This is a genomic window from Aeromonas media (genome assembly GCF_020423125.1).
GTDB classification, from domain to species: Bacteria; Pseudomonadota; Gammaproteobacteria; order Enterobacterales; family Aeromonadaceae; genus Aeromonas; species Aeromonas media.
In genome coordinates, this window is sequence record NZ_CP075564.1 from 1,727,572 (window position 1) to 1,748,432 (window position 20,861).

At 62.7% G+C, this 20,861-nt stretch carries 18 protein-coding genes; 10 read left to right on the forward strand and 8 right to left on the reverse strand.

Annotated elements, in window-relative coordinates; translation table 11 throughout:
* Window positions 1–44: 44 nt before the first annotated feature.
* Complete coding sequence (locus tag KI797_RS07985) at window positions 45–1,637, reverse strand: GGDEF domain-containing protein (RefSeq protein ID WP_226172461.1); 1,593 nt, start codon at window positions 1,635–1,637, stop codon at window positions 45–47.
* A gap of 87 nt (window positions 1,638–1,724) precedes the next feature.
* On the opposite strand from KI797_RS07985, the gene KI797_RS07990 reads away from it, so the two are divergent.
* From KI797_RS07990 to maiA, 6 genes are all read left to right on the forward strand, one after another.
* Window positions 1,725–2,369, forward strand: coding sequence for a TIGR01621 family pseudouridine synthase (locus tag KI797_RS07990; RefSeq protein WP_226172463.1), 645 nt, complete (start codon window positions 1,725–1,727; stop codon window positions 2,367–2,369).
* Entirely contained in the window at window positions 2,369–3,013 is a 645-nt protein-coding gene (locus KI797_RS07995; protein ID WP_226173047.1) for an HAD family hydrolase, read from the forward strand. The genes KI797_RS07990 and KI797_RS07995 overlap by 1 nt, the downstream gene beginning before the upstream one ends.
* 238 nt (window positions 3,014–3,251) lie before the next feature.
* The gene (gene hppD, locus KI797_RS08000; RefSeq protein ID WP_226172465.1) at window positions 3,252–4,382 is read left to right on the forward strand and encodes a 4-hydroxyphenylpyruvate dioxygenase; all 1,131 of its coding nucleotides are present in this window, start codon (window positions 3,252–3,254) and stop codon (window positions 4,380–4,382) included.
* Between the two features lie 50 nt (window positions 4,383–4,432).
* Window positions 4,433–5,584, forward strand: a complete 1,152-nt coding sequence (locus tag KI797_RS08005) for a homogentisate 1,2-dioxygenase (RefSeq protein WP_226172467.1) — start codon at window positions 4,433–4,435, stop codon at window positions 5,582–5,584.
* Window positions 5,585–5,594: 10 nt separating this feature from the next.
* Entirely contained in the window at window positions 5,595–6,593 is a 999-nt protein-coding gene (locus KI797_RS08010) for a fumarylacetoacetate hydrolase family protein (protein WP_226172469.1), read from the forward strand.
* A 73-nt stretch (window positions 6,594–6,666) separates the two neighbouring features.
* Window positions 6,667–7,305, forward strand: coding sequence for a maleylacetoacetate isomerase (gene maiA, locus KI797_RS08015; protein WP_041205966.1), 639 nt, complete (start codon window positions 6,667–6,669; stop codon window positions 7,303–7,305).
* A 78-nt stretch (window positions 7,306–7,383) separates the two neighbouring features.
* On the opposite strand, the gene KI797_RS08020 is transcribed toward maiA, so the two are convergent.
* The 4 genes from KI797_RS08020 to KI797_RS08035 form a co-directional block, all read right to left on the reverse strand.
* A complete protein-coding gene (locus KI797_RS08020) occupies window positions 7,384–7,884 on the reverse strand; it encodes a thioredoxin family protein (RefSeq protein WP_226172472.1) in 501 nt (166 codons plus the stop codon).
* Between the two features lie 178 nt (window positions 7,885–8,062).
* Window positions 8,063–9,727, reverse strand: coding sequence for an asparagine synthase B (asnB, locus tag KI797_RS08025; protein WP_171273670.1), 1,665 nt, complete (start codon window positions 9,725–9,727; stop codon window positions 8,063–8,065).
* 193 nt (window positions 9,728–9,920) lie between these two features.
* Entirely contained in the window at window positions 9,921–10,289 is a 369-nt protein-coding gene (locus KI797_RS08030) for a cupin domain-containing protein (protein WP_226172475.1), read from the reverse strand.
* A 115-nt stretch (window positions 10,290–10,404) separates the two neighbouring features.
* Window positions 10,405–11,154 carry an HAD-IIA family hydrolase gene (locus KI797_RS08035; RefSeq protein WP_005302324.1) on the reverse strand — a complete coding sequence of 250 codons (750 nt, stop codon included), beginning with the start codon at window positions 11,152–11,154 and terminating at the stop codon, window positions 10,405–10,407.
* Between the two features lie 201 nt (window positions 11,155–11,355).
* On the opposite strand from KI797_RS08035, the gene KI797_RS08040 reads away from it, so the two are divergent.
* On the forward strand, window positions 11,356–12,375 hold the full coding sequence (locus tag KI797_RS08040; protein ID WP_226172477.1) for an adenosine deaminase: 1,020 nt from the start codon (window positions 11,356–11,358) through the stop codon (window positions 12,373–12,375).
* 76 nt (window positions 12,376–12,451) lie between these two features.
* Here the strand turns inward: KI797_RS08040 and KI797_RS08045 are convergent, their stop codons facing one another.
* From KI797_RS08045 to KI797_RS08055, 3 genes are all read right to left on the reverse strand, one after another.
* On the reverse strand, window positions 12,452–13,573 hold the full coding sequence (locus KI797_RS08045) for an alkene reductase (RefSeq protein WP_042649321.1): 1,122 nt from the start codon (window positions 13,571–13,573) through the stop codon (window positions 12,452–12,454).
* Between the two features lie 154 nt (window positions 13,574–13,727).
* A complete protein-coding gene (locus KI797_RS08050; RefSeq protein WP_005330231.1) occupies window positions 13,728–15,278 on the reverse strand; it encodes a TerC family protein in 1,551 nt (516 codons plus the stop codon).
* 316 nt (window positions 15,279–15,594) lie between these two features.
* Window positions 15,595–16,521, reverse strand: a complete 927-nt coding sequence (locus KI797_RS08055) for a cation diffusion facilitator family transporter (RefSeq protein ID WP_005330229.1) — start codon at window positions 16,519–16,521, stop codon at window positions 15,595–15,597.
* A gap of 169 nt (window positions 16,522–16,690) precedes the next feature.
* Here KI797_RS08055 and ydiJ point away from each other — a divergent pair, with 169 nt between their 5' ends.
* The 3 genes from ydiJ to KI797_RS08070 all read left to right on the forward strand — a co-directional run bounded on the left by ydiJ (window position 16,691) and on the right by KI797_RS08070 (window position 20,799).
* Window positions 16,691–19,753 carry a D-2-hydroxyglutarate dehydrogenase YdiJ gene (ydiJ, locus tag KI797_RS08060; RefSeq protein ID WP_042649318.1) on the forward strand — a complete coding sequence of 1,021 codons (3,063 nt, stop codon included), beginning with the start codon at window positions 16,691–16,693 and terminating at the stop codon, window positions 19,751–19,753.
* Window positions 19,753–20,241 carry a hypothetical protein gene (locus KI797_RS08065; protein WP_042649317.1) on the forward strand — a complete coding sequence of 163 codons (489 nt, stop codon included), beginning with the start codon at window positions 19,753–19,755 and terminating at the stop codon, window positions 20,239–20,241. Before ydiJ ends, KI797_RS08065 begins: the two co-directional genes overlap by 1 nt.
* A gap of 96 nt (window positions 20,242–20,337) precedes the next feature.
* Window positions 20,338–20,799, forward strand: coding sequence for a hotdog fold thioesterase (locus KI797_RS08070; protein ID WP_042649316.1), 462 nt, complete (start codon window positions 20,338–20,340; stop codon window positions 20,797–20,799).
* The last annotated feature ends 62 nt before the right edge of the window (window positions 20,800–20,861 follow it).

A 20,861-nucleotide genomic window follows, 5' to 3' on the forward strand; every position in this document is an offset into this window, starting at 1 on the left:
TTATTGTCTGGGCGCTGTGGGTGGCCCCGCCGTTGATGGCACTGTCAGCTGGATTGCTCCACCAGCGCAATGAAGCCGCCGTTCTTGTCGCAATACATGGCCCTGTCCGCCTGGATGAGCCATTGCTCCGGGCTCCAGCCGCTCTGGTAGTGACTGACCCCGATGCTGATCCCGACCTGCATGGGCTGGCCATTGACCACGAACGGGGCCTCCATGGCCTGCCGGATCACCTCGGTGACCTCCTCTGCCTGATGGGTGTTGTAGCCGGGCAACAGCAGAATGAACTCATCTCCCGCCAGGCGAGCGAAGAAACGGTGATGGCCGATGGCATCGTTGATCCGCTGAGCCAGCTGGCAGAGGAGCGCATCCCCCTGGCTGTGGCCAAAGTTGTCATTGATGCGCTTGAAGTCATCGAGATCACAGAACAGCAGGCAGCCGGGGCTGTCGCTCTTTACCTGTGCTTTCAACTGTTCCATCAGGTTCAGGCGATTGGGCAATCCGGTGAGGGGATCGCGCCTGGCCAACAGCAGTATCTCCTGCTCCCGCTGCTTGCGCAGGGCCACCTCCCGGTAGAGTCGCTTGTTGTTGGCGAGCAGATAGAGAGCGAGCAGCAGTATGATGCTGCCAACCCCCAGGCTCAGCAAGAACCAGGGGCGCCAGAAGATCCACTGCTCGGAGGGGGCCTGATAGAGAAAACGGGTCAGTGGCACCGGCTTTGGAACCAGCCCTATTTCGACCAGTTGCTGCATGATGTGGGCGAAGCGATCCGGATTCATATACCCGATCTCCACATAGAGCGGCTGTATCATCTCCTTGCTCATCTGCAGCTCGTACTCCATGTGGGCCTGGCTGCGGTTGACGCCATACTCTTTGCGCAGCAGGTCGATGGCCTCGGCCGGGTGGGCGAGGGCGTAGCGCCACCCCTTGAGGCTCGCGGCCCGAAACCGCGCCACCCGATCCGGGTTGGTGTGCTCCTCGTCCTGAGTGGTGAACAGGATGTCGCTGTAAAAATCGATGCCGTAGTTGCGGGGATTGATGACGGAGACCGAGACGCCGCGCTCTTCCAGGTAGAAAGGCTCGTTGCTCAGGTAGGCGTTGAAGATGTCTATCTTGCCGGCGATCAGATCGTCGATGTTGACCGAAGTCGGCACCGGGATGAGCTGGCGTTCGTGCAGCCCCTGATAGTAGAGGGTGGCGAGCAGCTCGGCGTCCTGATGGCCGGGGAACATCATGATCCGTTTGCCACGCATGTCCGCAACGGTGAGAATGCCGCTGTCGCGACGGGCCAGGAAGATGGACGGGGAGTGCTGGTAGACACTGGCCAGTGCCAGCAGGGGTTCGCCATTGGCGTAGCCGGTCAGCACCTCGGTGTTGCCGACGCCAAAGTCGGCGCGACCGCTGAGTACTTCCTGGACCGGGCTTATGCCCTTGCCGCCGGGTCTTATCTCGACGTCCAGTCCGGCCTCGGCGTAAAACCCCTTGGCCTTGGCCATGTGGTAGCCGACGAACTGGGGTTGATGCAGCCAGCGCAATTGCAAGACGACCCGATCCGGAGGTTCATGGGGACGGTCACTTGCCTGGACAGGGAAAGCGTAACTGGCGCCAAGCAATAGCAGCCAAAACAGGTATCTCGTCATCCGTGCGATTCTTGTGCTGAGGATCCATGGGGTGGCCAGCAGGCCCGCATTCAACTTGTTAACAAATCACATTCTAAAGGGTTATAGATGTACCGGATACAGTTGCAGCACAAAGATTTCATGGTGATCAACAAGGGTCCAGGCCTTGGCATGCATGACGAGGGCGGTGAGCCCGGGCTCGTCAATCGGGTCAAGATGGATACCGGCCTCGAACTCTATCCTGTCCATCGCCTCGACAAAATGACCTCGGGGCTGGTGCTGCTGGCGCGCACCCCGGAGGCTAACCGGGCCCTCAGCATGGCCTTTGCCGCCCGGGAGGTGAGCAAGCAGTATCTGGCCCTCTCCGATCGCAAGCCGAAGAAGAAGCAGGGCTGGGTCAAGGGAGACATGGAAAAAGGGCGTGGCGGCAGCTGGATGCTGGCCCGCACCCAGCAGAACCCGGCCATCAGCTGGTTCGATTCGGTGGCGGTGCGGGAGGGGCTGCGGCTCTATCGCATCAAGCCCCAGACCGGCAAGACCCACCAGATCCGGGTCGCCCTCAAGAGCATTGGTGCCCCCATCCTCGGGGACGCGCGCTACGGTGGCACGGTCGCCGATCGCGGCTACCTGCACGCCTGGCGCCTGCAGTTTACCCTGGCAGGGGAGGTTTTCGATCTCGTCTGCCCACCGGATGAGGGGGCGCTGTTCCTCCTGCCCGAGTTGCACGCCGCCATCGCTGGATTGAGCGAGTGATGGCCTCCCGCGCGGCGCCCGGCTCGGGCTGGATCCTGGCCGACTTTGACGACACCCTGGCGCCGGGGGACAGTCACGCCGGCCTGCTGCGCTTCATCCTGCGCCGCCGGCTTTGGCCACTGCTGCTGCCGGTGATCGCACTGGGTGGCCTGGTGTATCTGGTGCCCAGCCTGCGGCGTCAGGGGATCTCGCTTATCTGGTGGGCCATCACCCTGGGGCTCTCGCCGCTCGGCTGGCGCCAGCTGGTACGGGCCTATTGCCACACCCGGCCGGGGTTGTTTCGGGAGGCACGCGCCCTGCTGCTGGCCGAAGGGCACCGTTGCTGGGTGCTTTCCGCCAGCCCCCGCGCCCTGGTCCGGGCACAGCTCCATCGGCAACTGCCAAGGCTGCCCCATCGCATCATCGGTTCGCGAATGCACTATCGTCTCGGCGGCCTGGTGCCGCGCTTTTACTGCCACGGCCGGCACAAGATCCTGCACGGGATCCGCGCCCTCGGCGCCACGCTGGCCTTGAGTGACAGCCTGCATGATCTGCCGCTGCTGGCACTGGGGGAGGAGGCCTGGCTCATCAATCCCAGCGCCCGCCGGCTGCAACAGGCCAGGGTCAGCCTGCCCCATCTCGAGGTGAAAAACTGGCAGCTGTAAGGCAAAGCTGACAGCCTTGCGGTGCGCCGTGGGGCTGTCCGCAAGGCTCAGGCTGCAATGTCACAATCTATTTACATCTTATGGCGGTGGCTTTCGCCAAACTATCTGAAACCCGCCTCTTCTCTTCTGCTCCGCCCCTGTTTCTAATGAAACAAGTTGTTAACAATGCCGGTGGCGACTGCCTGTCGTGGTCCCGGTGTGACCCGTTTCGTTATCAATCCATCGCAAGGAGCGCATCATGACGACCTCTTCTTCCCGTTCCCATACCATCAATCCCCTCGGCACCGATGGGTTCGAATTCGTCGAGTACACTGCCCCGGATCTCAAGGGCATTGCCGCCCTCAAGGCGCTGTTCGTCTCCCTGGGGTTTGCGGAGGTGGCCAGACACAAGCACAAGCAGTGCTGGCTCTACCGCCAGGGGGACATCAATTTTGTGGTCAACGCCGAGCCCCACTCCCAGGCGGAGCAGTTTGCCAGCCTGCACGGGCCCAGCGTCTGCGGCATGGCATTTCGGGTGGCGGATGCGGGCCGTGCTCAGCAGTACGCCATCGCCAAGGGGGCCAAACCCTTCGTCGGCAAGATAGGGCCCATGGAGCTCAACATCCCCGCCATCTACGGCATCGGCGAGAGCACCCTCTCCTTTGTCGACCGCTACGGCGAGCAGGGCTCCATCTATGACGTGGATTTCGTCTTTTATCCCGACTGGCAGGTGCGCATGGCCGAGGTGGATGCGGGGCTCTACGAGATCGATCACCTGACCCACAACGTCCATCGCGGCAACATGGACGCCTGGTCCAACTTCTACGAGCGGATCGGCAACTTCCGGGAAATTCGCTACTTCGACATCGAAGGCAAGCTGACCGGGCTACATTCCCGCGCCATGACGGCCCCCTGCGGCAAGATCCGCATCCCCATCAACGAATCCTCCGACGACAAGTCCCAGATCGAGGAGTACCTGCGCCAGTACAAGGGGGAGGGGATCCAGCACATAGCGCTCGCCTCCAGCGACATCTACCAGACCATCCGTACCCTGCGTGGTCGCGGCACCGGCTTTATGCCGACCCCGGACACCTACTACGAGAAGGTCAACAGCCGGGTGGAGGGGCATCAGGAGGATCTGGAGGCGCTCAAGGCGCTGCGCATCCTCATCGACGGCTCGCCCACCAAGGACGGCATCCTGCTGCAGATCTTTACCGACACCGTCATCGGCCCGGTCTTCTTCGAGATCATCCAGCGCAAGGGCAACGAGGGGTTCGGCGAGGGCAACTTCCAGGCACTGTTCGAATCCATTGAACTGGATCAGATCCGCCGTGGGGTGCTGAGCGGAACCGAGCAGGGCGAGAAGAAGGGGGAGCCGAGCGATGCGTAACGGGATGCTAGCTCGTCGGCCGGTATTCATTTCATGGGAGGTACACAGCCATGCGTAACTGGATAAGTTTCCCCCACCGGGAGGGGACCCACTCCCGCCAGGCCCACGCCGACCTGCCCGAGCAGGCCATCTACGAGCGCGAGCTCGGGCGCAGCGGCTTCTTCGGCCCCGCCACCCACATGCACCACAAGCATGCCCCCACCGACTGGAGCAGCTGGGAGGGGCCGCTGCGACCGCGGCTGTTTGATCTCAATGCCCTCGGCGAGGCGGTGAGCTCCCTCTCCCCCTGGGTGATGCCGGATCTGCTCAGCAACCCCCACTGCCGCTACCGGATGTGGCGCCTGACCGAGTCGATGCCGTTTCTGGTGCGCAACGCCGATGGCGACGAGCTCTTGTTCATTCACGAGGGGAGCGGCGACTTCTTCTGCGACTACGGCCATCTGACCCTGCGAGAGGGGGACTACGTGGTGATCCCCCGTGGCACCATGTGGCGCATCGAGCCGACCGCGCCGCTCTTCATCCTGATGATAGAGGCGACGGAGGATAGCTATCAGCTGCCGGACAAGGGGCTGGTGGGCAACCACGCCATCTTCGATCCGGCGGCCCTTGACGTGCCCGCCATCGATGAGTGTTTCCTGGCCCAGCAGGATGAGAATCCCTGGTCGCTGCAGGTCAAGCGCCACGATCAGGTCTCGGTCATCACCTGGCCCTTCAACCCCCTGGATGCCCAGGGCTGGCACGGGGATCTCTGCGTGGTACGCCTCAACTGGCGGGACATCCGCCCCCTGATGAGCCACCGCTACCATCTGCCGCCGTCGGCCCACTCCACCTTCGTGGCGAGCCGCTTCGTCATCTGCACCTTCGTGCCGCGCCCCATCGAGAGCGATCCCGGGGCGCTGCGGGTGCCCTTCTACCACAGCAACGATGACTTTGACGAGGTGCTCTTCTACCACGCCGGGGACTTCTTCAGCCGGGACAACATCGAGCGGGGCATGGTCACCTTCCACCCCGCCGGCTTCACTCACGGCCCCCATCCCAAGGCCTTTGCGGCGGGGCAGGCCCATGCCAAAAAGTTCACCGACGAGGTGGCGGTGATGCTCGACACCCGGGATGCCCTGGGAGTCGGCCAGATCTGCGAAGGGATAGAGGATCCCCACTATGTCTCCAGCTGGCAGCGGCCAGACGGCACCATCGGCAAATAAGGAATTCGATATGAAATTGGCAACCTTGAACAATGGCAAACGCGATGGCGCCCTGGTGGTGGTGAGCCGGGATCTGACCCGGGCGGTGGCCGTGGCCGACATAGCCCCCACCCTGCAAGGGGCGCTGGATGAGTGGAGCGATCTCGCCCCCCGGCTGACCGCCGTCTATCAGGCCCTCAACGACGGCGCCTGCCCCGATGCCTTCCCCTTCGATGAGACGGCCTGCCTCTCCCCGCTGCCCCGCGCCTACCAGTGGGCCGACGGCAGCGCCTACGTCAATCACGTGGAGCTAGTGCGCAAGGCGCGTGGCGCCGAGATGCCGGAGAGCTTCTGGCACGATCCCCTGATGTACCAGGGGGGCTCCGACAGCTTCCTCGCCCCCCGCGGCCCCATCGTCATGGGGTCGGAGGAGTGGGGCATCGACTTTGAATCGGAAGTGGCCGTCATCACCGACGACGTGCCCATGGGCACCAGCGCGCAGGGGGCAGAGGAGCACGTCAAGCTGCTGATGCTGGTCAACGACGTGAGCCTGCGCAACCTCATTCCCGGGGAGCTCGCCAAGGGCTTTGGCTTCTTCCAGTCCAAACCCTCCAGCAGCTTCTCGCCGGTGGCCATCACCCCGGACGAGCTCGGCAGCGACTGGCAGCAGGGCAAGGTGCATCTGCCCCTGGTGACCCAGCTCAACGGCGCCCTGTTCGGGGAGCCGGATGCGGGGCTCGACATGACCTTCAACTTCTTCGAGCTGATTGCCCACGCGGCCAAGACCAGGCCCCTTGGCGCGGGCTGCATCATAGGCTCGGGCACCGTCTCCAACTACGACAGAAGCCGGGGATCCTCCTGCCTCGCCGAGCAGCGGATGCTGGAAATTATCGAGTCAGGTCAAGCCACTACACCCTTTCTGCGCTTTGGTGATACAGTGTCCATCGCGATGCAGGATCGCAACGGGATGAGTCTGTTTGGCACCATTTTGCAACGGGTCACGCAAGGGGGCGCCAGTCAGACGAGCTAGTAAGGCCTGGGCCGGCCAAGGTCGGCCAGGCGACACGGCAGGTGGCACACACCTGCCACCATAGGGACATAATATGCTGCAGTTGTTTGGATATTGGCGTTCATCGGCCAGCTTTCGCGTGCGTCTGGTGCTGCAACTCAAGGGACTTGGTTATGAGCAACACCCGGTCAATCTGAGACAGGGTGAGCAGAAAGAGAAGGCCTATCGCCGGGTCAATCCCCAGGGGCTGGTGCCTTTTCTCATCGACGGGGATGTGCAGCTGGGTCAGTCGGTGGCCATCATGGAGTATCTCGACGAGACCTATCCGGCCTACCCCCTGATGCCCTCCGCCCCCGAGGAGCGGGCCCGGGTGCGCCAGATAGTCAACATGATCGCCTGCGACACTCACCCCCTCAACAACCTGAGGGTGCTGAACTACCTGGAGCAGGAGCTGGGGCAGAGCAAGGCGGCGCGCGATGCCTGGTATCGCCACTGGATTGACGAGACCTTCACCGCCCTGGAGCAGTTGTTGATGACCACGGCCGGCGTCTATTGCGTGGGCAACGAGGTGACCCTGGCGGACTGCATGCTGGTGCCCCAGGTCTATAACGCCCACCGCTTCAACATGACGTTGGACGACTACCCCACCATCGCGCGCATCGTTGCCAACTGCGAGCAGTTGCAGGCCTTTGTCAAGGCGGCCCCCGCCAATCAGCCGGATGCGCAAGCCTGATTCTTCCCCGTGATAAACAACAAACACCCCGCACCGTCAGCCGACCGTGCGGGGTGTTTGCATCATTGTCAGGGCTTGTCAGCTACGAGCATCCTGGCGCTCAAAGTAGCGGATAAACTTGCCAAACTTGGCCTCATCGTAACTTTTCCCCTTCTCCAGCAATCCGGTGTTGAAGGACTCCAGCAGCTTGCCTCTGGCGTCCAGCACGTAGAAGTGGGGCACCCCCAGATATTCTGGATAGGCCTTGAGGAAGGGGGCGTTTTTGTTCGCCTTGCTGACGTTCACCTTGACCACCACGAAGGTCTGGTTGAACTGACTGGCAAGGGCTGGCTCCCGGTCCAGGAAGCGGTTCATCTCCTGACACCAACTGCACCACTCGCCCCCCACCAGCAGCAATACCTGCTTGTCCTCTTGTTGCGCCCTGATGGTGGCAGCGGCGAGATCTTTCGCCGGATCCCGCTGCTCGTCATAGCCCTGACTGTAATCGGGCAAGCCCCTGGCCCAGAGGTGGTCACCCGCGCGGGCGGCGCCGTTGAACAGCAGGGTGCCCAGCATCAGGGGCAGTAACAGTCGTTTCATCGTCTCTTCCTTGTATTGTCGTTGCTTCCAAGCCGGAATAATGTGACACGAGCGAACCCCTTCGCCAAGCCGCAAACAGGGAAGGAGATAAGCAAAAAAGCGGGAGTGAAATGGCAGAAAACAACAAAGCCCCTCGAGAGGGGCCTTGTTGTTTGGTCGGGCTCTGTCCGCTTGCGGATCAGTAGCTCTGCTGGTGGACGTCCATCACGGCGCGACCGGAGGGGTCGGCCATCTCCTTGAACTTGGCATCCCACTCCAGCGCGGTCGGGGTGGAGCAGGCGACCGACTTGCCGTAGGGCACGGTGCGGGCGGCGGACTCCAGCGGGAAGTGCTCGTCGAAGATGGCGCGGTAGAAGTAGGCCTCCTTGGTGAGCGGAGTGTTGACGGGGAAGCGGAACGCCGCCGCCTCGAACATCTGATCCGTCACTTCGGTCTCGACCATGGCCTTCAGGCTGTCAATCCAGGAGTAGCCCACGCCGTCGGAGAACTGCTCCTTCTGGCGCCATGCCACCTCGTGGGGCAGCAGCTCCTCGAAGGCTTCCCGCAGGATGTGCTTCTCGATCTTGCCGTTGCCACACATCTTGTCGGCGGGCTGCAGGCGCATCGCCACGTCCATGAACTCCTTGTCGAGGAAGGGCACGCGGCCCTCCACGCCCCAGGCGGCCATGGACTTGTTGGCCCGCAGGCAGTCATACAGATGCAGGGAGGCCAGCTTGCGCACGTTCTCCTCGTGGAACTCCCGGGCGTTGGGGGCCTTGTGGAAGTAGAGGTAGCCGCCGAACAGCTCGTCGGAGCCTTCGCCGGAGAGCACCATCTTGATCCCCATCGCCTTGATGTAGCGCGCCATCAGATACATGGGGGTGGAGGCGCGGATGGTGGTGACGTCATAGGTCTCGAGGTGATAGATGACGTCCCGCAGGGCATCCAGCCCTTCCTGCACGGTGAAGTGGATCTGGTGGTGTATGGTGCCGAGGTGATCGGCCACCTTGCGGGCGGCGGCCAAGTCCGGCGAGCCTTCCAGGCCGACGGCGAAGGAGTGCAGCTGGGGCCACCAGGCTTCGCTCTTGCCATCGTCTTCTACCCGACGAGCGGCATAGAGCTTGGTGATGGCGGAGATGACGGACGAATCCAGACCGCCGGAGAGCAGCACGCCGTAGGGCACGTCGCACATCAGCTGGCGTTTGACCGCCGCTTCCAGCGCGGCTTTCAGCTCGGCCTTGTCACTGACGTTGTGCTCGACTGCCTGATATTCCATCCAGTCGCGTTTGTACCATTGTTTGAGCTCGCCATCCTTGCTCCAGAGGTAGTGTCCCGGCGGGAAGGTCTCGACGCTCTTGCACACCGGTACCAGGGCCTTCATCTCGGAGGCGACGTAGAAGTTGCCATGCTCGTCGCGGCCAGTGTAGAGGGGGATGATCCCCATATGATCGCGACCGATCAGGTAGGCGTCCTGCTCGGCGTCATAGAGGATGAAGGCGAAGATGCCGTTCAGATCGTCCAGGAAGGCGGGGCCCTTCTCCTTGTAGAGGGCGAGCAGCACCTCGCAGTCGGAGTGGGTCTGAAACTGGAAGTCGACCTTGAGGTTCTTCTCCAGTTCCTTGTGGTTGTAGATCTCGCCGTTGACGGCCAATACGTGAGTGCGCTCCGGGTTGTAGAGCGGCTGGGCGCCATTGCCCGGATCGACGATGGCCAGGCGCTCGTGCACCAGGATGGCCTTGTCGGAGCTGTAGACGCCGGACCAGTCAGGCCCGCGGTGACGCAGTCGCTTGGACATCTCCAGGGCCGATTTGCGCAAGGCGGCGGAGTCGGTCTTGATGTCCAGAATGCCGAAAATAGAACACATTGGCGGTAATCCTCTTGATTTTTATATGAGCCCCCCACGTTTGGGCTCGAAATTCCATTTACATTCCTCGCCAATCACAATGCCTAGTGCAAAAACCTTTTGCAAGCGGGAAAACCGCACAAAATCATGCCGCAAACGTCAACCTGGCCGGCATGAAAAAGGGCCGCAGACAGGGCCCTGGTTGACGTTGGCGTCAAGTCGCGGCGGGCTCGAAGATCACATAGACCTTGCGACAGGGGGTGAGGGTCTCCCACTCGCCGACGAAGCCCGCCGGGATGACGAACTGATCCCCCGGCTTGAGGTGCTGCTCGCCCCCCTGGCCGTCGTGGATCCGCGCTTCCCCTTCCAGCAGCTGACAATATTCGTGCTCGGTGTAGTGGATGGCCCAGCGGCCGGGCTCGCAAGCCCAGAAGCCCACGTGAAACTGCTGACTGGGGTCCGAATAGTGGTTCCAGAGGGTCTGGCTCGGGTTGCCGGCCCGGATCCGCTCTGGGGCGGGCATCAGCGGGGTAGGAGAGACGGGGTGCTGGTCCAGCAGGATCCAGTCGTTCAGGCTCTTCATGGTGCGTCCTTGGGGTGGCGAGGGGAGCGTCCTGCTCCCGTTTAGTTTGTTTAACAATGTTGCGCTTACGTTAAACGATGTGCGCCACCTTGCCAAGGGGGACCAAGGAAGGGGATCAGACGATATCGATGTCGACTACGGAGTCGAAGATGTGATTCGGTCTGAACGGCATGCGGTCGATGTCCGCCACCTTGCTCACTCCGGAAAGCACCAGCACGGTTTCGAGACCGGCCTGGAAACCCGCCAGGATGTCGGTGCGCAGGTTGTCGCCGATGATGATGGTGTCGTCGGAGTGGGCCTCCATCCGGTTGAGCGCCGCGCGGATGATCCAGGCGCTCGGCTTGCCGACGTAGAACGGCTTCTTGCCGGTCATCCGCTCGATGGGGGCGCAGAGGGCGCCGCAGGCCGGGTGCATCATGGGGCCATGGGTATCGGGGTTGGTGGCGATGAAGCGTGCCCCCTGATCCACGAACTTGGCCCCTAGCTGCATCATGGTCCAGTTGTAGTTGCGGGTTTCCCCCACCACCACGAAGTCGGGGTCGATGTCGGTGATGGTGAAGCCGGCCTTGTAGAGCTCGTGGGTCAGGGCCCCTTCGCCGATCACATAGGCCTTCTTGCCATCCTGGCGCTTGAGAAAGTCGGCGGTGCCCATGGCGGAGGTATAGAAGCACTCCTCTGGCACCTCGATCCCGGCGGAGCGGAAGCGGTTTTGCAGATCTTTCTGGGTCTGGGCCGGGTAGTTGGTGAGGAACAACAGCTTGCTGCCCTGCTCCAGCAGGCGATGAACGAAACGGTCGGCGCCGGGCACCAGATCGTTGTTGTGCAGGATGACGCCGTCGATATCGCAGATGACGCTTTTCTTCATGGGAACTCCTTGTAGGGGGAGGTGGTTGCCAACCTCGAATGTCTTCAATCACTTATGGCTTTTTTGTGCCGCCATTATAAGACGCTTTGATGACAAGTCTCCCCCGGCGCGTCAGATGGGTGCACAATGACGGCAGAGGGAGGGCGCCGTTGGCGCCTGTACTTGCCTTAACCATCAGGCGCTGACGATGGAGCCGTCATCATGGAGAACTTTATTGCCGGCTTGCCCAAGCTGGAGTTGCACCTGCATATCGAGGGCACCCTGGAGCCCGAGTTGATGTTTGCCCTTGGCCAGCGCAACGGGGTGACCCTGCCCTGGCCCGACGTGGCGAGCCTGCGAGCCGCCTATGAGTTTGACTGCCTGCAATCCTTTCTCGATCTCTACTACCTGGGGGCCAGCGTGCTGGTCACCGAGCAGGATTTCTTCGACCTCACCTGGGCCTATCTGGAACGCTGCGCCGCCGACAAGGTGGTGCATGTGGAGATCTTCTTCGATCCCCAGACCCACAGTGCCCGCGGCATTCCCTTCGAGACGGTGCTCGGCGGTATAGAGCGGGCATTGCAGCAGGGTGAGCGGCAGCTTGGCATCAGCTGGCGTCTCATCATGAGCTTTTTGCGGCACTTAAGCGAAGAGGCGGCCTTCGCCACCTTGGAGGAGGCGCGGCCTCATCTGTCCCGTATCCATGGCATTGGCCTCGACTCGAGCGAGCTCGGCAATCCGCCCGGCAAGTTTGCCCGGGTCTTCGCCCGCTGCCGTGAGCTGGGACTGCCGGTGGTGGCCCATGCGGGGGAGGAGGGACCGGCGGCCTACATCTGGCAGACTATCCAGGAGCTGCAGGTCAAACGCATCGATCACGGGGTGCGCTGCGCCGAGGATCCAGCGCTGGTGCGCTACCTGGCCGATACCCGGTTGCCCCTGACCGTCTGTCCTCTCTCCAACGTACGGCTCAGGGTGTTTGACAAGATGGCGGATCACAACGTACTGACCCTGCTGGAGCAGGGGCTCTGCGTCACCATCAACTCCGACGATCCTGCCTATTTTGGCGGCTACATGGGGGCCAACTTCCAGGCGCTGGCGAACAGTCTCGGTGCCACGCGGGAGCAGCTCTGCCGCCTCTCCCTCAATGGGGTGGAGGCGAGCTGGCTGAGCCTCGCCGACAAGGTGAAGCTGACCCAGGAGATCAGGGGCTATGGTGCTTGCCATGGGGTGGCTCTCTACTAGCACCCGGACGTTCAACAACAACGCGCCCGCCGATAAGGGCGGGCGCGTGGCTCCGAGGCCAGGCTGGTTGCCAGTCTCAGGCAGGCTGTGACGCTGTTTCGGCCTGATAGACGGGGTAGTCGATGAGCCCCTGCTCACCACCGCCAAACAGGGTGGCGGGATCGTGGGGGGCAAAGGGATAGCCGTGGCGCAGCCGGTTCGGCAGATCCGGGTTCGCCACGAAGGGGCGACCGAAGCCAATCAGGTCGGCCCAGCCCGCCTGCAGCGCGGCTCTGGCTCGCTCGCCGTCATATTTTCCCGCATAGATGAGGGTGTTGGGGAAGGCATCCCGCAGCCCCTGCTTGAAGCCCTCCGCCATCAGGGGGGCATCGTCCCAGTCCGCCTCGGCGATATGCAGATAGACGATGCCTATTTCCCCCAGCAGCTTCGCTGCAGCCAGATAGGTCTCCTGCGGGTTCGCATCGACAGTACCGTTGAGGGTGGTGAGTGGCGCGAGACGCACCCCGACGCGGTCTGCTCCGATTTCGGCACTGACCGCTTGTGTCACCTCTTTCAGGAAGCGCAGCCGGTTCTGAAGCGACCCGCCGTAGTTGTCGGTGCGGGCGTTGGACTCGGAGTCGAGGAACTGGTTGATGAGGTAGCCGTTGGCGGCGTGCAGCTCTATGCCGTCAAAGCCGGCCTCCATGGCATTGCGGGCGGCCTGGCGGAACTGGCCCACCACGGCGTCGATGTCGGCCTGGGTCATGGCGCGGGGAGTGACCGTCTCCACAAAACCGGGGGCATCGCTGCCGTTGTCGACAAACACTTTCACCCCTTCGGCCTTGATGGCGGAGGAAGAGATGGGCTGGGCGCCGCCTATGTTGTCCGGGTGGGTGACCCGGCCCACGTGCCAGAGCTGGGCAAACATGATGCCCCCCCTGGCGTGCACCGCATCGGTCACCTGCTTCCAGCCGGCCACTTGCTCGGCGCTGTGGATGCCCGGGGTCCACGCATAGCCCTTGCCCAGGGGATCTATCTGGGTGCCCTCGCCGATGATGAGACCGGCGCCCGCGCGCTGGGCGTAATAGGTGGCCATCATGGCGTTGGCCAGATCACCGGGCTGGCTGGCGCGGGAGCGGGTCATGGGCGGCATGACGATGCGGTTGGAGAGGTGCAACTGGCCGAGGCGAAGGGGGCAGAACAGGGGATCGTGGTGCATGGTGAATTCCTCGTGTTGAGATGGAGGAGACTCTAGAGGGGATTGTCATTGTGAAAAAGAGGGGTAATTGCAGAAGAGAATTGCCCTTGGCACAGCAATGGGCCTGAGGCCATGAAAAAGAGGGCCTGTTGGCCCTCTTCAGTGTCGCGGCAGATCAGGCGGCGCTGGCGCCGATCGGGGTGACCCGCACCCGCTCTATCCGGCGCTCGCTCACCGCCAGCACCTCGAAGCAGAGCTGACCCAGGCGCAGTTGCTGGCCGCTGGTGGGCAGACTGCCGAAGTGGGAGAGCAGCATGCCCGCGAGGGTCACGTACTCATCGCTCTCGCTCACCAGGCCGTCATGGCCCAGGGTCTGCTCTATCTGGTGGATGTTGGTGCTGCCGTTGATGAGCCAGCTCTCTCCCTCCTGGACGATGTCCGGGGTCTCATCCTCATCCGGCAACTCGCCGACGATGGCCTCCAGCAGATCGTGGTTGGTGACCAGCCCCTGGATGATGCCGAACTCATCCGCCACCAGAATGAGGCTGCCCCTGGCCTGGCGCAGCTCCGCCAGCAGCCGGATCACGTTGATGGTCTGGGGCACTATGATGGGGTCATTCTGCCTGGCGAGCTCGGCCAGGGACTGCCCCTCGTTGAGGGAAAACAGCAGATCCCGCGCCTTCACCACCCCGATGATCTCATCCAGCTCCCCGTCGCAGACCGGGAACAGGCTGTGGGGTGCCCGCTGCAGCAGGGCCCGGATCTCGTCCGGGGAGTCATTGACGTCGATCCACTCCATCTCGGCGCGGGGGGTCATGATGGTGCGGATGGAGCGCTCGGCGAGCGACAGCACCCCGGTCACCATGTAACGCTCCTCCTCTCCGAAGCTGATGGGGCGGGGGGCCTCCAGCTCCTCCTCCTCATCCTGCTGCGGGTGCTGGTTGGCCCGGCTGCCCCCCATCAGTTTGAAGATGGCGGCCGTGGTGCGCTCGCGCAGGGGCTGCCTGGATTCGTGGCGCTGGGCACTGCGCTGGGCGAGCTGATTGAAGAACTCGATGAGCACAGAGAAGCCGATGGCCGCATAGAGATAGCCCTTGGGAATGTGGAAGCCGAAGCCCTCCGCGACCAGGCTGAAGCCTATCATCAGCAGGAAGCTCAGGCAGAGCACCACCACGGTGGGGTGGGCGTTGACGAAGCGGGTCAGGGGCTTGGAGGCGATCACCATCACCACCATGGCGATGGTCACGGCCGCCATCATGACGCCCAGGTGTTCCACCATGCCGACCGCAGTGATGATGGAGTCCAGAGAGAAGACGGCATCCAGCACCAGGATCTGGGCGATCACCACCCCGAATCCGGCATAGACACCGGCCGGGCCCTGCTCCTCCGGCTTGGCCTCCAGCCGCTCATGCAGCTCCGAGGTGGCCTTGAACAGCAGGAAGAGGCCGCCCCCCATCAGAATGAGATCCCGCCCCGAGAAGGGGTGATCCCAGATGTGCAGTATGGGGGTCGTGAGCGTCACGAGCCAGGACATCACGCTCAGCAGGGCGAGGCGCATGATCAGGGCCAGGGAGAGGCCGATGAGCCGGGCCTTGTCCCGCTGGGCGGGAGGGAGCTTCTTCACCAGGATGGCGATGAAGACCAGGTTGTCGATCCCGAGCACTATCTCGAGGATGATCAGGGTGAACAGACCGACCCAGATAGACGGGTCCAGCAAGAATTCCATTAGGATGACCTCAATAAAAACAGACGCAGTGGATGTCGCTCACGGCAAGGGCCGTGGCAGGCTAAGGCTCGAGTGTTTTCAGAGGCGCTGATTGAGCAGGTACAGATAGGCTTTGATGGGGAAAAACGAAGGGCTACTTCGGGGGTTGTCCATGATGGGCAATAAAACCTCGGGTCAAAAGTGAGCCCTGATGATAACGGGAATCCCGCGTTTGGCAAGAGGACACCCAAGGAAGCGCGAGGGGGAGAGGCATGCCGCCCACTGTGGGGGACAGGGGCGGGCGGAGCTTACCGGGCAGGCTCCGCCTTGCTGCTTACTACAGCCAGCGCTTCTCGCGGGTGAAGCATACCGAGAGCCAGGCATCTCCCAGGGTATCGCCGAGGCGGGACCAGAGCTCCTGGCGCAGGGCATCCTGGCGCTCGACGGGCCATTCCTGGCCGGGGGCCACCAGAATGTTGAGTTCGAGATCGAAGCGGCGGCCGCTTTTCGCCAGATGGCTGTAGCACTCGATGCCATGGCGCTGGCGCAGGGCATCTATCTCGCTCTCGACCCGCGCCGAAACATCCCCCTTGGGAGCGATTTTCAACACTTCCCGCAGGTTGCGGCCGAGTACCTTGATGGGGATCAGGGTGGCGCACAGGGCGAGCAGGGTAACCAGCACCGGGTCTATGTAGCGGTTGTAGTGGCCGTAGCCGAGGGCGTCGAGGCCGATGGCGACCACGAAGCCGATGAGCAGGGTGGCGCTGAGCAGGGTGTCGACCAACCATTCCTTGGCGTCGACCCGTACCAGCTCGGAGTTGAGCCGCTCGGCAACGCCCGCCTCGATCCGGTAGATAATGGCGCAGAAGAAGGTACAGACGGCGGCGTAGATGAGAGCGTGGCCGAGGTCTATCTCCCGTCCCCCTTCGAGCAGGGAGGTGATGCCGCTATAGAGGGCGCCGAGGCAGAGCAGCAGGATGACGGTGCCGTTGATGACGTTGGTGATGGGCTCGAAGTGGGCATAGCCGTACTGGAAGCGTGAGTCGGAGGGGCGAGTCACCAGGTAGGCGGTGATGAGTCCGAGTCCCGTCATGCCCATGCTGAACAGGGTGAAGATGCCATCGAGCATGATGGCGTTGGAACCGACGAACAGGCCGTAGCCGATCCCGAAGATGGCGAAGCTGATGCAGCCGAACAGCGACAGGGTCAGCGCCTGTTTCTCGGTGCGAACCAGCGTACTGATAACATGGCTGTGATGAGCCATAAAAGTCCTCCTTTCAAATGGTGAAGATTGCACGCGCAAGCGGTTTTCTAGCTGATATACTGCCCGCTCACATGTGAGCGGACTGGTTCGGGGGCCCGCGAAGAGGCTGGCCCGAACGGTCGTTGTCGCCGGAGTTCCGGCATCAAGCAAAGGATGGGAACAAGGATTCATGATCCCGAGACTCGATTACCAGGACAGTTTGTCACCTACAACCCTGCAGTTTCTTGAGTTGCTGGCGCGCTCAGCATTTCGTGGTGATATCGAAAAGTCTTATGCAAGCCGGTTGGCGATGGCGACGGATAACAGCGTCTATCAGGTCGTACCTCAGGCGGTGCTCTATCCGCGTAGCGCGGATGACATAGCGGTGATGCTCAAGCTGGCCCAGGGGCCCGAGTACGCGGCCTTGAGTTTCTTCCCTCGCGGCGGCGGTACCGGCACCAATGGTCAATCCTTGGGCGGCGGCATTATCGTCGATCTCTCGCGCCATATGAACCAGATCCTGGAAATTAATCTGGAGCAGGGCTGGGTGCGGGCCCAGGCCGGGGTGGTGAAGGATCAGCTCAACGCCTACCTCAAACCCCACGGCTACTTCTTCTCGCCGGATCTCTCCACCTCCAACCGCGCCACCCTGGGGGGCATGGTCAACACAGATGCCTCGGGGCAGGGGTCGCTGGTGTACGGCAAGACCTCGGATCACGTGCTGGGGCTCAAGGCCGTGCTGGAGAACGGTGACATCATGGCGACCGAGCCGGTGAACGGCCAGCGCCTGGCAGACAAGCTGGCGCTGGAGAGCCGCGAGGGGGAGATCTACCGCACCCTCTATCGCATCGGCCGCGAGCGGCGCGCCGACATAGAGGCCACCTTCCCCAAGCTCAACCGCTTCCTGACCGGTTACGATCTCAAGCACCTCTATGCCCCTGACACCGACACCCTGGATGTGAGCCGGGTGCTGTGCGGCTCGGAAGGGTCGCTGGGCTTCATCACCGAGGCTCGCCTCAACATCACCCCCATTCCGCGCTACCGGACGCTCGTCAACGTCAAGTACGACAGCTTCCCGTCGGCGCTCAGAAACGCCCCCTTTATGGTGGAGGCTCACGCCCTGTCGGTGGAGACGGTGGACTCCCGTGTGCTGGGGCTGGCTCGCGCCGACATCATCTGGCATTCGGTCAAAGAGTTCATTCAGGACGTGCCCGGCAAGGATCTGCAGGGGCTCAACATCGTCGAATTCGCCGACACCGACGAGGCTGAACACCAGGCCAAGGTGGCCGAGCTGTGCCGCCGCATCGACGCCCTGCTGGCCAAGGAGGAGGCGGGGATCATCGGCTATCAGGTGTGCAGTCACTTGCCGAGCATCGAGACCATCTACGGTATGCGCAAGAAGTCGGTGGGGCTGCTCGGCAATGCCGAGGGGCGAAAGAAGCCGGTAGCCTTCACCGAAGACACCGCCGTGCCACCGGAGTCCCTGGCCGATTTCATCATGGAATTTCGCGCCCTGCTCGATGGCCATGGCCTCGACTACGGCATGTTCGGCCACGTCGATGCGGGTGTGCTGCACGTGCGCCCGGCACTGGACTTATGCGACCCTGAACAGGAGGTGCTGCTGCGCCGCATCTCGGATCAGGTGGTGGCCCTCACCGCCAAATATGGCGGTCTGATGTGGGGGGAGCACGGCAAGGGCTTTCGCTCCGAATACAGCCCCGCCTTCTTCGGCGAGCTGTGGGAGGAGCTGCAGCGGGTCAAGGGGGCGTTCGATCCGGCTAACCGCATCAACCCGGGCAAGATCTGCATCCCTTATGGCAGCGGTGCCGAACTGGTGTCGGTGGACGGTCCCAAGCGCGGCAAGTTTGACCGCCAGATCCCGATTGCGGTGCGCGAAAGCTACACCCGCGCCATGGATTGCAACGGCAACGGCCTCTGCTTCACCTTCGAGACCGACTCCCCCATGTGTCCCTCGGTCAAGATAAGCCGCGACCGCCGCCACTCCCCCAAGGGGCGGGCCGGGCTGATGCGCGAATGGCTGCGTCAGTTGGCGGAGCAGGGCTACGATCCCCTGGCCGAAGAAGTGGCGCTGCAAAGCGGCGGTCTGCGTTTCAAGCAGATTGTCGACAAGTTCCGTAATACCCTGGCCCGCGCCCGCGGCGAGTACGACTTCTCTCACGAGGTGATGGAGGCGATGGAGGGGTGCCTGGCCTGCAAGGCCTGCACCAGCCAGTGCCCCATCAAGGTGGACGTGCCCACCTTCCGCGCCCGCTTCATGCAGCTCTACCACAGCCGTTATCTGCGCGGCCCCAAGGATTACTTCGTCGGCACCGTCGAAGCTTATGCGCCCCTGCTCGCCAGGGCGCCCAAGCTGGTCAACTTCTTCCTGGAAAAAGAGTGGGCCCAGAAGGCGACCGAGAAGAGCATCGGCATGGTGGATGTGCCGCTCTTGAGTATTCCCACCCTGGCCGAGGAGCTGCGTGATCACAAGGCCCGCTACTTCGACCTGCCGGGGCTGGAGGCCATGAGCCCCGAGCAGCGCAAGAAGGTCGTGCTCATCGTGCAGGATCCCTTCACCAGCTATTACGACGCCCCCGTGGTGCGCGACCTGGTGAAGCTCGCCAGCAAGCTGGGCTATCAGCCCTACCTGCTGCCCTTCAAGCCCAACGGCAAGCCCCAGCACGTGAAGGGCTTCCTGCGCGCCTTCGCCCGCACCGCAGCCAGCAGTGCCCAGTTCCTCAACAAGATGGCGGCGCTGGGCATCCCCATGGTGGGAGTCGATCCCTCCCTGGTACTCTGCTATCGCGATGAATACGTGAAGGCGCTGGGCCCTGCCCGCGGCGACTTCCAGGTGCTGCTGCCCCAGGAGTGGCTGCTCTCTCTTCCTGCCCCACAAGTCAGTGCCGCAGCGAAAGAGCCGGGAGAAGCCGAGCCCTGGTATCTGTTTGCCCACTGCACCGAGAAGACTGCCAAGCCCTCGACTCACGGTGACTGGGGTACCCTGTTTGGCCGCTTCGGCGCCACGTTGCAGCCGGTGTCGGTCGGCTGCTGCGGCATGGCCGGCACCTATGGTCACGACGCCAAGCAGGTGGACAACTCCAAGGGGATCTACTCCTTGAGCTGGGCCGAGCCGCTCGCTCGCCTGCCCAAGGATCGCTGTCTGGCCACGGGTTATTCGTGCCGTAGCCAGGTCAAGCGGATGGAGGGGGAGAAACTCAAGCATCCGCTGCAGGCGCTGCTGGAACTGCTCTGATGCTGCGCTTCCCCAAGCGGTTTCGGGTGCCGCAAGCCTATCGGCACCCGAGCTTTCTGCTGCTGCCTGCCAGCCCAACTCAGGCGGTGGTGGAGTTTGTCGCCATGCTGCGCGAGCGGGAGCAGCTTCATCAGCTGTTTCGCCCGGATGACGTCTGGCCCTCGGCTCAGTTCAGCCTGAGCCAGCACGAGGCCGATCTGGAGTGGCAGCGCTCGGAGTTTCTCGCCAAGCGCTCCTTCGCCTATGGCCTCTGGAGCCCGGAGCGGGAGCCCGAGTTCTGGGGCGGGGTCTATCTCTACCCCTCGGTGTTGCCTGAGGTGGAGGTGGAGCTCTTCTTCTGGAAGGTGGCCGAGGCCCCCCTTGATGACGTCGTGCTGGAGGCCGAACTCCGTGCCTGGCTGGGCAAGGTGTGGCACTGGCATCACCCGCGCCTGCCGGGGCGCGAGCTCCCCTGGGCCGAGTGGCCCGGGGTGACCTATCCCTGGTGACGCAAGGTACTTGTCAAGATGCCCCGGATCGGGGCATCTTTTTTCGCCGGCACTGATCGTGTCCAACTCATTGATCACATAAGGAGTCTGCTCGCCATGAGTCAAGAAAGCGCCCCCATCTGGCGCAAACCCATGAGCCTCGAAGGGCTCAATGCCAGCTCCCGCAACACCCTGATGGCCCACCTTGGCATCCTCTATACCGCCTTTGGGCCCGACTGGCTCGAGGCCAGCATGCCGGTGGATCACCGTACCCATCAGCCCCTTGGCATGCTGCACGGTGGTGCCTCCGTGGTGTTGGCGGAGACTTTGGGGTCGCTGGCCGCCAACATGGCGGTAGGGGAGGAGAGCTACTGCGTGGGACTGGAGGTGAACGCCAACCACCTGCGTGCCAAACGGGAAGGGGTGGTGACAGGGCGTTGCTCGCCGCTGCATCTGGGAGCGACGACCCAGGTGTGGCAGATTGACATTCGGGATGAACGTGGGCGTTTATTGTGCACCAGTCGATTGACCATGGCGGTGCTCAAACACAAGCGGGACAAGGACTCCAGCGGGGCGTGACAAGCAATAACGCACCAGTAGTGCAAAATAAGCAAGCCATAGTCGCAAGATCCCTCTATAAT